Here is a 12,778-nt window from a genome sequence, read left to right as displayed (position 1 = left end):
AGCGCAAAAAATTCCAATACTCAGATTGGTTGGCCATTATTATGCAGCAGCGACTTGACCGGTTCAAAAGTTTTTCGGTGTATCGGACATGGGCCATAAAGTTCCAGTGCAGCTACATGTTCTGATGTCCCATAACCGGCATGTTTAGCAAAACCATATACAGGATATTCTTCGGCGTATGCATCCATAATGGCGTCCCTTCCGGTCTTTGCCAGGACAGAGGCTGCGGCAATCGCCAAACTTTTGGCATCCCCTTTTATAATGGATTCACAAGGCATCGGTACGTCGAGTTTCATCGCATCGGCCAGTACGACAGATGGCTGAGGGTTGAGTGCCAGTGCAGCTTTGGTCATCGATCCTTTCGTCGCTTGGTAGATATTTTGGCGGTCAATTTCTTCCGGCGGCTGGACATGCACAGAATAGCTGACCGCCAATTTCCGGATCAAACTAGCGAACGCTTCTCGTTTGTCCTTGGACATTTTCTTGGAATCGTCGAGCCCGAGCAATAACGAGCAGTCTTCCGGCAATATGACCGCGGCTGTGACGACCGGACCTGCTAGCGGTCCTCTCCCGGCTTCGTCTATCCCTGCCACTAAGCTTCCAGGGCATTCCTTGAAAGACTGGTCAAACTCAATTTTCAATTTATGGTTATGTATTAATTTTTCGGCAAGCCGCTTTTTCTTTTCCCATTGCTTTAGCAATGTCTGCACGCTTTTCCGATCATCTTGCTTCAATTCCTCCATCCACGGTGTCCATTCACTCGCTTCTTTCAATGCAGCTCTTATTTCTGTGACGGTTTTCATTTGTTTTTCCCCGCTTTCGCTATTAACTGAAAAAGAGGCTGACCCTGTAAATGGGATCAACCTCTTTCACCTAGATCAGTTGGCTTCTTCATCCAAGATCATTTCATCTTTATAATCGAACGTCACCCGGCCGAGATGCTGGTTGCGAATATCGCGCACGATAATTTCGGCCACCATTTCGTAATCGACTTCCCCGTTTACATTGGCAATATGGCGCTTTTTGGCGATATGGTCAAATGCATGGACGATGTCTTCATCGATATGTTCCAAGCCGTACCTTTCCTTCAGGCGCTCTGGATATCTGCCTTCAAGAAACTTAAGGGCATAGACCGCCAGTTCCTGCATTTGAATAACCGAATCTTTGATGGCTCCTGTCACCGCCAGTTTCAACCCGGTTTCCGGATCTTCGAACTTCGGCCAAAGGATTCCCGGCGTATCCAGAAGCTCAATTTCTTTGCCGACTTTAATCCATTGCTGCGCCTTGGTGACACCAGGCATGTTGCCGGTCTTCGCCAGGCTTTTCTTTGACAGGCGGTTAATGAGCGTCGACTTTCCGACGTTCGGGATGCCAACAATCATGGCACGGATGGCGCGAGGCTTGATGCCTTTGGAAATCATCCGGTCCCATTTCTCCGCCAATATTTCTTTGGATGCATTTGTCACGAGCTGCAGGCCTTTCCCTTCAAGGGAATTGATGGCAACCGCCCGCGTTCCTTCGCTTTCAAAATAACGGATCCACTTTTTAGTTTCAACTTCATCCGCCATATCCATCTTGTTTAAAATAATGAGACGGGGTTTTTGCTGAATCACTTGGTCAATCATTGGATTCCGCGAAGATAACGGCAATCTCGCGTCCACTAGTTCGAAAATGATGTCGACCAGCTTCAGTTTTTCTGTAACTTCTCTTCGCGCTTTCGCCATGTGTCCCGGAAACCATTGTATCGTCATAAAAACACTCCTTAGTTCACGACTCCTGCTTCAGCCATCGGCCAAAACACAAGACTCGTGCTGCCAATCACTTCTTCCATCGGCACAGCACCGATCATCCGGCTATCTTTGCTTGCTCTGCGATTATCCCCCATCACAAACACGTGGCCTTCAGGAACCGTTTCTTCACCGATGACATCTTCTAATGCAAAATCTTCTGTTAATGTTCCGGTGATGCCTTCTTTGAATGTATCCAAATAAGGTTCATCCACAGGTTCGCCATTTATATACAGCTGGTCATCTTCATATGCCAAGTGGTCCCCCGGCAAGCCGATGATCCGTTTAATATAGTCCTTTTCTTCAGGCGCATGAAACACAACAATATCGAATCGATCAGGTTCCCCGACATTGTAGCCAATTTTATTGACGATCATCCGATCGCCGTGCTCTAGTGTCGGCATCATCGATTCCCCATCCACGACAATTGGTGTGAAAAAGAAAAAGCGGATGATTGCCGCAAGTCCGAAGGCAATCAGCAAAGCTTTGGACCATTCCCACACTTCGTTTTTTTTCTTTGGTTCTGTTTCCATGCACGTTCCTCCTTGAGCATTCTCGTTTAATTGTACAAGGATTTTGCCTATTTAGCAAAAAATAGCGAAGGTGCACAGACAGTCCCAAAAGACTTGCCCGGCACGTTCTTGTCCGGCAAATGAGGGAATGATCTTCCCATTGCATGCGGACGTTTTCCGCTGTTTTGCAGAATGGTCCCCAGGCACTTTTTATTTCCATGCCAAATGTGCTGGCCCGCAAAAAAAGAAAGAGGGCGCAAGCGCCCTCTTTCTTCAGTGCAATCTTATCTGATTTCTTTAATGCGAGCTGCTTTACCGCGAAGATCACGCAAGTAGTACAGTTTCGCACGACGTACTTTACCACGACGGACAACGTCAAGTTGTGCGATTTTTGGCGTGTGTACAGGGAATGTACGTTCAACACCAACACCGTAGGAAATTTTGCGGACAGTGAAAGTTTCGCTGATTCCGCCTCCACGGCGACCGATTACGACTCCTTCGTACATTTGGATACGTTCGCGCGTGCCCTCGACAACTTTCACGTGGACGCGGACAGTATCGCCAGGACGGAAGTCCGGAAGATCTGTACGAATTTGCTCTTTAGTGATTTCTGAAATAATGTTTTGCATCATTTTCTCTCCTTCTACAGATGTTCTTGCACCTTTTTGCCTGTTGCAGCGGAACACCGTGATCCTGTACTTCACATAAAAGTACAGACTCCATAGTATCATCAAACAACAGCATGTGCAAGAGAAAATCCGTTTATCTTTGTTGTTTTTTTAATTCGCTGATGATTTTCTTTTGCTGCGCCGTCAACTCGACTTGCTCAAGCAAATCCGGACGGCGCTCCAAAGTCCGTTTGAGCGCCTGTTCTTCACGCCAGTGATCCACACGGGCATGATTTCCTGACGTCAGCACCTCCGGCACCTTCCAGCCCCGGAAATCAGCCGGACGGGTATACTGGGGATGTTCCAGCAAGCCGGTAGAAAAGGAATCCCTTACTGATGAATCGGCGTTTCCCAGGACGCCTGGAAGCAGCCTGACGACACTGTCTATAATCGTCATGGCGGCCAGTTCCCCGCCAGTCAGCACAAAATCGCCGAGTGAGATTTCATCCGTCACCAAATGTTCGCGAATGCGTTCATCATACCCTTCATAATGTCCGCAAATGAAAACCAGTTCTTCTTCCCCGGCCAGTTCTTCCGCTTTCTTCTGCGTAAAACGCTCCCCCTGCGGGCACATCAAAATGACCCGGGGCTTTTTGTCTTTCGTCAGCGATTCAACAGCATTGAAAATCGGCTCAGGTTTTAAGACCATTCCTGCTCCGCCGCCAAACGGGTAGTCATCCACTTGCCGCTTGTTATCGGCAAATTCCCGGAAATCCACTACGTTCAGTGCAACCGCATTTTTTTCCTGGGCTTTTTTCATGATCGACTGCTGAAACACACCATCAAACATCATCGGAAACAAGGAAAGGACGTTTATTTTCATTCTGACAACAAACCTTCCAACACTTCGATGACCACTTTTTTCTCATCAATATCCACTTCTTTGACCACATCTTCGATATAAGGAATATAATGCATCTTCCCTTTTTCCGGCTTGACTTCCCATACATCGTTGGCGCCCGTTTCAAGAATTTCGCTGATAACACCGATTTCCTGTCCTTCGGTCGAAAAGACCGTACAGCCTAAAATTTCATGATGATAAAAAGCGCCTTCTTCAAGTTCGGTCAAATCATGTTCAGCAATCCTCAAATATGCTTCTTTGAATTCGACGACATCGTTGATTGTCGGATAGCCCTCGAACGTCAGCAATTCAAAGTTTTTATGCTGGCGGTGGCTAGCAATTTTCACCATGATCGGCTTTTTTGCATCTGGTTTGAACAAGCCCAGCTTCACGCCGACTGCGAAGCGTTCTTCCGGAAAATCAGTGCGCGACATCACACGGACCTCGCCGCGGATTCCGTGCGTATTGACGATTTTTCCCACATTAAACCATTCCACTTGCAAACATCCTTTCATTACCGTTCTGTTTTGGCTGACAAAAAAGGAAGGAACCGAGGCTCCTTCCTTTTTTAATCCATAATATCGAGAAACGTTTTTTTCTTATGATAATTGCCGGCTGCTGAATACACGATTGAACGGATGGCTTTCGCCACACGCCCTTGTTTACCGATGACTTTCCCTGTATCTTCTGAATGCACGGAAAGCTTGTAGACAATTCGGCTTGCATTTTCGTCTGTTTCAACTCGAACTTCTTCCGGATAATCGACCAGCGGTTTCACAATGGTTTCAATCAGCTGCTTCATAAGAAAGTCTCCCTTACTTGTTTAATTTGTCGTTATGGAATTTTTCCATAATGCCGTTTTGAGAAAACAAGTTACGTACAGTATCAGATGGTTTAGCGCCATCGTGAAGCCATTTCAACGCTAATTCTTCGTTGATTTTAACTTCAGCTGGAACTGTTAGCGGGTTGTAAGTACCCACTGTCTGGATCTGACGGCCGTCACGTGGAGCACGTGAATCAGCTACTACGATACGGTAAAAAGGAGATTTTTTAGCTCCCATACGTTTTAAACGAATTTTTACTGCCATTTCTTAAAGCACCTCCGAATAGTTTCACACAAGATATTATATTAGCAAGCTTCTAATAGTTTGTAAAGTATTTTTTCTTAACACCTAAAATTTTTTTCTGAGATAAAGATACTCCGTAAAACAGCTGCGCTTTCCGCGAACTCGCGCCAAACTAACTCGGGCATAATGCCCGAGTTAGTTTGGCGCTTCGCTTTCCCGCTGGAGTCTGCGCTGTTTTACTCCGTATCTTTAATTAGAATTTATAAAAATAGCCTCTTAAAATAGATTATTTAAATAGAGAATCCAGTCCTGGCATCGACATCTTTTTCTTGCCTTTTTTGCTGTTCGCCATGCCTGACATTTGCTTCATCATTTTCTTCATGTCCTCAAATTGCTTGAGCAGCCGGTTTACGTCTTGAATCGTTGTACCAGAGCCTTTGGCTATGCGCTTCCGGCGGTTGGAGCTGATGATTTCAGGAGTGGTTTTCTCCTGCGTAGTCATCGACTGGATAATCGCTTCAACGCGGCCCATTTGGCCTTCATCCACTTTGGCGTTTTCGATGCCTTTGATCTTATTCGCGCCCGGTAGCATTTTTAAGATTTCATCGAGCGGGCCCATCTGTTTGACTTGGTTCATCTGATCCAAAAAGTCATCAAATGTGAACGAAGAAGTCCGGAATTTTTCTTCCAGCTCTTTTGCTTTTGCTTCATCGACGTTCGTCTGCGCTTTTTCAATCAATGACAGCATATCGCCCATCCCGAGAATCCGGGATGCCATGCGTTCAGGATAGAACGCTTCAAGCGCGTCCATTTTTTCGCCCATCCCGACAAACTTGATCGGTTTATCGGTGACGGAACGGATAGAAAGCGCCGCCCCGCCTCGGGTGTCTCCGTCCAGCTTTGTCAGGACGACACCGGTAATGCCGATAGCTTCATTGAAGTTTTGGGCCACGTTGACAGCATCCTGCCCTGTCATGGCGTCAACCACAAGGAAAATCTCATCCGGCTCTTTCAAGGCGCGTATATCTTTCAGTTCCTGCATCAAATTCTCGTCCACATGCAGGCGACCGGCTGTATCGATAATGACCGTATCCATATGCTCGGCTTTAGCGTACTCGATCGCTTGCCGGGAAATTTCAACTGGGGACAGGTCCGTCCCTTTTGAAAAGACCGGAAGGGATAATTGCTTGCCGATTGTTTCCAGCTGCTGGACAGCAGCCGGACGGTAAACGTCAGCCGCTACTAACAGAGGCTTTCGATTGTGCTTTTTCCGGAGCATGCCTGCCAGTTTCCCGGAAGTTGTCGTTTTACCGGCACCTTGCAAGCCGACCATCATGATGACTGTTGGCTGTTTGGTGGAAAATTCGATTTTGCTTTGTTCTCCGCCCATCAAGTTCGTCAGTTCATCTTTAACGATTTTCACGACCTGCTGCCCAGGCGTCAAGCTATCCATGACGGCTTGGCCGACCGCCCGTTCACTTACTTTCTTTACAAATTCTTTTACCACTTTTAAATTGACGTCCGCTTCGATCAACGCAAAACGGACTTCGCGCATCATTTCTTTGACGTCTGCTTCAGACACTTTCCCTTTTCCTTTGATCCGTTGGATGGTGCCTTGCAGGCGTTCGGCTAATCCTTCAAATGCCACACTTTCCGCCCCCTAATCCCATTCTTTTAATTGGTCCAGAAACTTCAAGACCCGTTCTTCAGTAAACGGTTGATTTTCAAACGAGGAAACGAGCTGCTGCCGTTTTTGAAACTTCTCGAACAACTGAAGTTTTTCTTCGTACTCTTCAAGCATCGCTTCTGTCCGGCGGATATTATCATACACCGCTTGTCGCGTAATATTGTATTCATCGGCGATTTCACCCAACGAATGGTCGTCCAGGTAATAAAGCATCATATAACTGCGCTGTTTAGGCGTCAGCAATTCCTGATAGAAGTCGAACAAATAGTTCATTCGCGTCGTTTTTTCCAATCCCATCAAAGCTGCTCACCTCGCTTATTCTATTGACAACCATACAAAAAATAGACAAATGCGTCAAGTAATTTTACTTGTCTGCTTCCGCATTCTCCAGCTCTTCTTCTTTATCGAGTCCTTCTGCAAACAATCCGTACACATACTTTTGGGCGTCGAACGGCTGAAGGTCATCCATCTGTTCACCCAGGCCGACAAACTTCACAGGGATCTTCAATTTATTGCGGATCGCCAGTACGATGCCGCCTTTCGCTGTCCCGTCCAGTTTTGTCAGGACGATGCCGGTGACGTTGGTTACTTCTTTGAATGTCTGCGCTTGGATAAGCGCGTTTTGTCCGGTTGTCGCATCAAGCGCCAATAGCACTTCATGAGGCGCTCCAGGGATTTCGCGCGAAATCACGCGGTGGACTTTTTCCAATTCGTTCATCAAATTGACTTTGTTCTGCAAGCGACCGGCTGTATCGCAGATTAGAACATCCACTTTCCGGGATTTAGCAGCGCGCACCGCATCATACATGACCGCGGCAGGATCTGAACCTTCGCTTTGTTTGATGACGTCGACGCCTACGCGCTTGCCCCAAATATCAAGCTGCTCGATCGCTCCGGCACGGAACGTATCACCCGCTGCAAGCAGCACTGTTTTCCCTTCATTTTTCAAACGGTGCGCCAACTTGGCAATCGAGGTCGTCTTGCCGACGCCGTTGACGCCGACGAACAAAATCACTGTCAATTCATCGTTGAATTTCAATTCGTTCACTTCAGCATCGCCGGCTTCGTAGATTTCCACTAATTTTTCGGAAATGACCGATTGGACATTCGATGTGTCTTTGACGTTTTTGCGCTGTACTTCGAAACGCAGTTGGTCCATCAGTTCCATGACCGTCTCAAAACCAACGTCCGCCTGCAGCAGAACTTCTTCAAGCTCTTCAAAGAAATCCTCATCCACTTTGCGGTATCTTGCAACAAGATCATTGATCTTTGATGTGAAACCGGTACGGGTTTTCGTTAATCCTTCTTTGTATTTCTCAGTTGACTGTTCAGCTTCTTGGTTGCCTGAAAATTTATCTTTTAATTTTTTAAAGAAACTCATATGCCCACTCCTCTATTTACATTTCTTCTTGCAGCTTAACAGACACCAGTTTGGAAATGCCAGACTCCTGCATAGTGATTCCATAAAGGACATCAGCGCCTTCCATTGTCCCTTTGCGGTGTGTGATGACGATAAACTGGGTGTCTTCGCTGAATTTCTTCAAATACTGGCTGTAGCGCACAACATTCGACTCATCAAGCGCCGCTTCCACCTCATCCAGCACACAGAATGGAACCGGTCGGATATTCAAAATCGAAAACAGTAAAGCGATAGCCGTCAGCGCCCGTTCACCGCCGGACAGCAAGGTCAAATTCTGCAATTTTTTGCCCGGAGGCTGGGCTACGATTTCGACTCCAGTCGAAAGCAGGTCCGCCGGATTGGTCAAGATCAGGTCCGCGGCCCCCCCGCCGAACAGCTCTTTGAATACCCGTTGGAATTGTACACGGATGGCATGGAAAGTCGAATCAAAACGGCTGGTCATTTCTTCATCCATTTCCTCGATAACAGTCCGGAGCGTATCTTTCGCTTCGTTCAAATCATTTCGCTGTTCTGTCAAGAAACTGTGCCGCTCGGCTACATGGTCAAATTCCTCGATTGCCCCGATATTGACCGGTCCCAGCTCTTCAATCGATTGCTTCAGCAATTTCACTTTTTTCCGCACAGCCGCTTCTTCGTCCGCCAATTCCACTTGCTTGGCTTCTTCAAGCGTCAGCTGATAATCGTTTTCCAGCTGTTCGATAAAGCTTTGCATCTGCACATCGACACGGGTCGAACGGACTTCACATATACGGATGGCTTCCACAAACCCTCTGTAGAGGCGCTGTGTTTCTTTAAGCTGGTCTTCGAGTGCATCCAATTCCCCTTGCTTTTCGGAACGCTGCTGCCTCAAATCATGTATTTTCTGTTGTTCCAGCTGTTTCTTGTCCGTCCATCTGGCGATTTCCACCAGAATTTCTTCATCAGAATATACTTTCGAAGCTTCTTCTGACTGAATCCATTCCAGCTCTTTTTGGTTTTCAAGCAATTTGCGATCGCTCTTCCGTTTTCGTTCAGCAAGTTCGGCTTCGCTTTCAACAAGCTGCGCCACGCGCTCTTTCATAACCGCCAAAGCCGACTTTTGTTCCATCAGCTTTGAAAGGATCGCTTCACGTGCAGATTCGTTTTTCTGCTTGAAATCGGTCAGCTCATCAATTTGCGCAGAAATCGATAACAGCTCAGCACCGATTTCTCCCAAGCGGCCGGCCGCCGTTTTCTTCCGGTTTGTGACATCAGTCAAATCCAGCTCTTTGTTCCTCTGTTCAGCCATGAAAATCCGGTACCGCTCACGCGTCGTTTTTAATACCGCTTCGATCTCCCGCAGGATAATGGAACGTTCTGATTCCAAATCGCGGAATTTCTCGCCTTCTGAACGCAAATTATTCAACCGTTGCTCGGTTCCATGCACTTCTGCCTGTTCTTTTTTCACCGTTTTTTCTGCATGGCTGATCGTTTCAGCCATTTTCCCGGCTTGGACAATCAATTGATCCAGCTCCGCTTTCCGGGTGAAGAAAGACGCCTGGGTCTTATTGGCGCCGCCGGTCATCGATCCTCCGGCATTGACCACGTCCCCTTCAAGCGTAACCACGCGGTAGCGGTTCATCGTCAATTTCCCGATTGCAGTTGCTCCTTTAAGATCTTCAGCAATGATGACATTGCCAAGCAAGTTCTCAAAGATCATTTTGTAGGAAGCATCATATGCCACAAGTTCATAAGCCATTTTCACAAATGACGGGTGCTGTTGAATCGAGGCGAGCGTCTGTTCCGGAACCTTCCTGGATTTCATGACGGTCATCGGCAGGAAGGTAGAACGCCCCGCTTTCTTTTTCCGCAGAAATTCAATCGCTTCACGGGCATGTTGTTCGGTTTCAGTAATTATATGCTGGCTGGAACCGCCAAGAGCGGTTTCAATCGCTTTTGCATACTTCTGTTCCACTTGCGCCATTTCAGCAACCGCCCCGGCGATCCCTTGAAGCTGCCCTCTTTGCCGCGCTACCAGCACTTCCCGGACCCCTTGGAAAAAGCCCGAGAAATCCGCTTCCAGTTCCTGCAACGTCTCAATACGCGCCGCTAATTGTTTTTGTGATTGATACGCCTGAAACAGCATCGACTGCTTTTCGTCATATGCCGTCTTCAGTTTGGTATAGGCAATCTCTGTTGTCCGGTATTTGCTGCGTTTCTCTTCCAATAACCGCTGGATGTCTGCCAGCTTCGTTTCCGCCGCAGTTTTTTCAGCCTCCATCTTTGCCACTTCCGCGGCGAAATCCGTTTGCTGCACTGCGATCCGGCTGCTTGACTCGGACAATTGCCGTTCTTGCAGATCAATATTTTTCAACTCGTTTTTCACGCTTGCCTGTTCATTCATCAAATCGATGTAGACGGATTTGTGCGAATCGATTTCTTCGTCAATATCAGCAGGCGTCCGGTTCAGCTGGTCTTCAAGCTGCTTGATGGCGGAACGGAGCGATTGCTGCTCCTTTTTCCGCTCTTCCAGCAATGCCGCTTGCTCATTGTACTTTTTCTCCAAAAAATCGTTTTCTTGCTTTTCGGCTGCAACCAATTCCATTAATTGCTGGGCTTGTCGATGAGCATTGCTCTTTTTCTCCGACATGAGCAATTTGCGGCCTTCCCACTTCTCGCTTTCACTGCTTGCTTCGACCAAATGATTTTGGGCTTCGTCAATTTGACTGTCGAGCCCGGTCAAGTTTTTGCGGATTGCGCGGATCTTTTTTTCCTGGCCATCGATATCCGCGGCTAACCGCGTTTCTTTTTCCGCATGGCTGGCAGCTTCCGCAGTCAATTGGCTTAGTTCCTGTTCCAATTGTGCAATATCGAATGCCAGCAAACCGATATCCGCGTCCTTTAGCTGCCCGTTCATGTCCAGGTAATCCCGCGCCGCAGAAGCCTGAATTTGCAGCGGCTCCATCCGCCCATCAAGTTCATGCAAGATATCAAGCACGCGGTTTAGATTGTCATCTGTTTCGTTCAATTTCACTTCCGCTTTTTTCTTGCGCTGTTTGTATTTCAAAACGCCGGCCGCCTCTTCAAAAATAGAACGGCGGTCTTCGGCTTTGCTGTTCAAGATCTCATCAACACGGCCTTGTGAAATGATCGAGAACGCTTCTTTCCCTAACCCGGAATCCATGAACAAGTCCGTAATGTCTTTTAGCCTGCAATTTTGCTTGTTCAGCAAATAGGCGCTTTCGCCACTGCGAAAAACCCTCCTAGTTACACTGATTTCGCTGTAATCAAGAGGGATCCGGCCGTCTGTATTGTCCAATATTAACGTTACTTCCGCAAAATTGAGGGGTTTTCTGGAATCGCTGCCCCCGAAAATGACATCTTCCATTTTCGCGCCACGGAGCGATTTTGCCGACTGTTCGCCTAGAACCCAGCGGATAGCGTCTGTAACATTGCTTTTTCCGCTGCCATTTGGTCCGACTACCGCAGTTACACCCGGGACAAAATCGATGCCGATGCGGTCAGCGAACGACTTGAATCCCATTACTTCCAATCTCTTCAAAAACATCTTTTCAATCCTCCACAGCTTCCTGCAATTTACGGATCGCCAGCTGTGCAGCTTGCTGTTCCGCCTCTTTTTTTGAACGGCCGTTTCCGATGCCCAATTCCTTATCGGCAAGTGAGACGCGCGTCACAAACACCCGGCTGTGTGCAGGCCCTTTTTCATCAATAATTTCATACGTCAACGCACCGTTGTTTTTCTGTTGCACCAGTTCCTGCAACTGGCTCTTATAATCCATCACATGCGAAAAAGCACCGATTTCCACTTTTGGATACAATACCACTTCCAAAAACGCCACTACAGCTTCCAATCCTTGGTCCAGATACAAGGCCCCGACAAAAGATTCAAAAACATCCGCGAGCAACGCCGGCCGAGTTCTTCCGCCTGTCAGTTCTTCGCCTTTCCCAAGAAGGATATATTTGCCGAAACCTAATTCATTGGCAAAAGTGACGAGTGACGGCTCACAAACGATGGCCGCACGCAGTTTGGTCAATTCCCCTTCGCTCATTTCCGGATACTTCGTGTATAGATAGTGGGACACCGACAATTCCAAAACAGCGTCGCCCAAAAATTCCAAGCGTTCGTTGTCTGTGTAATGTCTTCTTCGATGCTCATTCACATAAGATGAATGGGTAAAAGCTTGATAAAGCAATGCAGGTTGCTTAAAGGCTATATTCAGTTCTTGCTGGAGCTTTCCAAAAGCCGCTCGTTCACTTTCTCTAAGGACTCCCGGTTTTTGATGATTTGCTTTTTTCTTCATGGCCATTTTTTATCTGCCTTCCTTTGCTGTTCTTCATCTAATTTTACCTTGTTTTCCTGCATTGTGCAAAAAGAGAATTGACGCACAACCGCTCGTATCGTGAGCGTTTGTGCGTCAATCGGATTGAATAGATTATATAAGTTGAATTAAACAATTATCCTGTTGCGCAGCGCTGCAGGGGCAAAGAGTCCCCGGAGCTGTTTTGCGTAATGCCGATAGTTTAAAAATATGTTCAACTTAAATGGATTAAATTATTGCTTGCTTTCGATATACTTAACCGCGTCGCCTACTGTAGACATGTTTTCAGCGTCTTCGTCGGAAATTTCCATATCGAATTCATCTTCAAGTTCCATAACCAATTCAACTACGTCTAATGAGTCTGCACCAAGGTCGCCTGTGAATGAAGATTCAAGCTTCACTTCGCTTTCTTCTACTCCAAGACGATCCACGATTACTTTTGTTACTCGCTCTAGTACTGTTGCCAATGTCGTCACCTCCCCTCAAATCAGTATACAG

At 47.1% G+C, this 12,778-nt stretch carries 14 protein-coding genes; all 14 read right to left on the bottom strand.

The features are described 5' to 3' along the window. Positions 1-20 precede the first annotated feature (20 nt). The gene (locus FQV30_RS06660) at positions 21-803 is read right to left on the bottom strand and encodes a ribonuclease HII (protein ID WP_146499311.1); all 783 of its coding nucleotides are present in this window, start codon (positions 801-803) and stop codon (positions 21-23) included. Positions 804-878: 75 nt separating this feature from the next. After that, positions 879-1,751, bottom strand: coding sequence for a ribosome biogenesis GTPase YlqF (gene ylqF, locus FQV30_RS06655; protein WP_146499310.1), 873 nt, complete (start codon positions 1,749-1,751; stop codon positions 879-881). A gap of 11 nt (positions 1,752-1,762) precedes the next feature. Further along, positions 1,763-2,320 (bottom strand): signal peptidase I, encoded by a 558-nt coding sequence (lepB, locus tag FQV30_RS06650; RefSeq protein ID WP_146499309.1) that lies wholly within the window; start codon positions 2,318-2,320, stop codon positions 1,763-1,765. A gap of 263 nt (positions 2,321-2,583) precedes the next feature. Beyond that, entirely contained in the window at positions 2,584-2,928 is a 345-nt protein-coding gene (rplS, locus tag FQV30_RS06645; protein WP_146495539.1) for a 50S ribosomal protein L19, read from the bottom strand. Between the two features lie 133 nt (positions 2,929-3,061). After that, positions 3,062-3,790, bottom strand: a complete 729-nt coding sequence (gene trmD, locus FQV30_RS06640; protein WP_146499308.1) for a tRNA (guanosine(37)-N1)-methyltransferase TrmD — start codon at positions 3,788-3,790, stop codon at positions 3,062-3,064. Next, positions 3,787-4,305 (bottom strand): ribosome maturation factor RimM, encoded by a 519-nt coding sequence (gene rimM / locus FQV30_RS06635; protein ID WP_146499307.1) that lies wholly within the window; start codon positions 4,303-4,305, stop codon positions 3,787-3,789. Before rimM ends, trmD begins: the two co-directional genes overlap by 4 nt. Before the next feature lie 71 nt (positions 4,306-4,376). Continuing rightward, positions 4,377-4,610 carry a KH domain-containing protein gene (locus FQV30_RS06630; RefSeq protein ID WP_146499306.1) on the bottom strand — a complete coding sequence of 78 codons (234 nt, stop codon included), beginning with the start codon at positions 4,608-4,610 and terminating at the stop codon, positions 4,377-4,379. 13 nt (positions 4,611-4,623) lie between these two features. After that, positions 4,624-4,896, bottom strand: coding sequence for a 30S ribosomal protein S16 (rpsP, locus tag FQV30_RS06625; protein WP_146499305.1), 273 nt, complete (start codon positions 4,894-4,896; stop codon positions 4,624-4,626). Positions 4,897-5,161: 265 nt separating this feature from the next. After that, on the bottom strand, positions 5,162-6,523 hold the full coding sequence (gene ffh / locus FQV30_RS06620) for a signal recognition particle protein (protein ID WP_146499304.1): 1,362 nt from the start codon (positions 6,521-6,523) through the stop codon (positions 5,162-5,164). A 12-nt stretch (positions 6,524-6,535) separates the two neighbouring features. Beyond that, entirely contained in the window at positions 6,536-6,859 is a 324-nt protein-coding gene (locus FQV30_RS06615) for a putative DNA-binding protein (RefSeq protein ID WP_146499303.1), read from the bottom strand. A 67-nt stretch (positions 6,860-6,926) separates the two neighbouring features. Then, positions 6,927-7,943, bottom strand: a complete 1,017-nt coding sequence (gene ftsY, locus FQV30_RS06610) for a signal recognition particle-docking protein FtsY (protein WP_146499302.1) — start codon at positions 7,941-7,943, stop codon at positions 6,927-6,929. A gap of 16 nt (positions 7,944-7,959) precedes the next feature. Continuing rightward, positions 7,960-11,508 (bottom strand): chromosome segregation protein SMC, encoded by a 3,549-nt coding sequence (gene smc, locus FQV30_RS06605; RefSeq protein ID WP_146499301.1) that lies wholly within the window; start codon positions 11,506-11,508, stop codon positions 7,960-7,962. A 4-nt stretch (positions 11,509-11,512) separates the two neighbouring features. Then, positions 11,513-12,268: a ribonuclease III gene (rnc, locus tag FQV30_RS06600; RefSeq protein WP_146499300.1), complete on the bottom strand. Its 756-nt coding sequence runs from the start codon at positions 12,266-12,268 to the stop codon at positions 11,513-11,515. A gap of 245 nt (positions 12,269-12,513) precedes the next feature. Next, positions 12,514-12,747: an acyl carrier protein gene (gene acpP / locus FQV30_RS06595; RefSeq protein ID WP_146495553.1), complete on the bottom strand. Its 234-nt coding sequence runs from the start codon at positions 12,745-12,747 to the stop codon at positions 12,514-12,516. Positions 12,748-12,778: the final 31 nt, after the last annotated feature.

This window comes from Planomicrobium sp. CPCC 101110, assembly GCF_007859395.1.
Taxonomy (GTDB): Bacteria; Bacillota; Bacilli; order Bacillales_A; family Planococcaceae; genus Planococcus.
This window is presented reverse-complemented; position numbering and strand designations above follow the sequence as displayed.

Coding starts and splice junctions, on each gene's coding strand:
- smc (WP_146499301.1), bottom strand. CDS start 11,508: ATGTTTTTGAAGAGATTGGAAGTAATGGGATTCAAGTCGTTCGCTGAC.
- rpsP (WP_146499305.1), bottom strand. CDS start 4,896: ATGGCAGTAAAAATTCGTTTAAAACGTATGGGAGCTAAAAAATCTCCT.
- rnc (WP_146499300.1), bottom strand. CDS start 12,268: ATGGCCATGAAGAAAAAAGCAAATCATCAAAAACCGGGAGTCCTTAGA.
- lepB (WP_146499309.1), bottom strand. CDS start 2,320: ATGGAAACAGAACCAAAGAAAAAAAACGAAGTGTGGGAATGGTCCAAA.
- FQV30_RS06660 (WP_146499311.1), bottom strand. CDS start 803: ATGAAAACCGTCACAGAAATAAGAGCTGCATTGAAAGAAGCGAGTGAA.
- trmD (WP_146499308.1), bottom strand. CDS start 3,790: ATGAAAATAAACGTCCTTTCCTTGTTTCCGATGATGTTTGATGGTGTG.
- ftsY (WP_146499302.1), bottom strand. CDS start 7,943: ATGAGTTTCTTTAAAAAATTAAAAGATAAATTTTCAGGCAACCAAGAA.
- rplS (WP_146495539.1), bottom strand. CDS start 2,928: ATGCAAAACATTATTTCAGAAATCACTAAAGAGCAAATTCGTACAGAT.
- FQV30_RS06630 (WP_146499306.1), bottom strand. CDS start 4,610: ATGAAGCAGCTGATTGAAACCATTGTGAAACCGCTGGTCGATTATCCG.
- ylqF (WP_146499310.1), bottom strand. CDS start 1,751: ATGACGATACAATGGTTTCCGGGACACATGGCGAAAGCGCGAAGAGAA.
- FQV30_RS06615 (WP_146499303.1), bottom strand. CDS start 6,859: ATGGGATTGGAAAAAACGACGCGAATGAACTATTTGTTCGACTTCTAT.